1 protein-coding gene is annotated in these 235 nt (G+C 67.2%); it reads right to left on the bottom strand.

Annotation, left to right across the window (positions count from 1 at the left end; all coding sequences use genetic code 11):
• Positions 1–235 (bottom strand): phage integrase family protein (locus R0J92_RS26665; RefSeq protein WP_411053898.1); only part of this gene is annotated, 235 nt, incomplete at both ends.

The raw sequence follows: 235 nt of genomic DNA, 5'->3' as shown, positions 1-235 counted from the left end.
CGATGGTCATCCGTTCGAGCGGCACAAGTGCGCTGCGCGGCCCGTCAACGACCACCAAGTCAGCTGCGACACGGGGGTCCTCGAGTTCTACATCATCGACCACCCGTTCACCGATCGACGCCTCGTGCTGCCGTAGCCACGCTACGATGTGCCGGGCGCGGCCCGCACCGATACGCGGCACCGGCCGCCACCAGCTGCCTCCGCGGCGGTTACAGAATGCCACCAGATCGCCAAG

Origin of the sequence: Tritonibacter sp. SIMBA_163 (assembly GCF_046535935.1) — a bacterium.
Taxonomy (GTDB): domain Bacteria; phylum Pseudomonadota; class Alphaproteobacteria; order Rhodobacterales; family Rhodobacteraceae; genus Epibacterium; species Epibacterium scottomollicae.
This window is presented reverse-complemented; position numbering and strand designations above follow the sequence as displayed.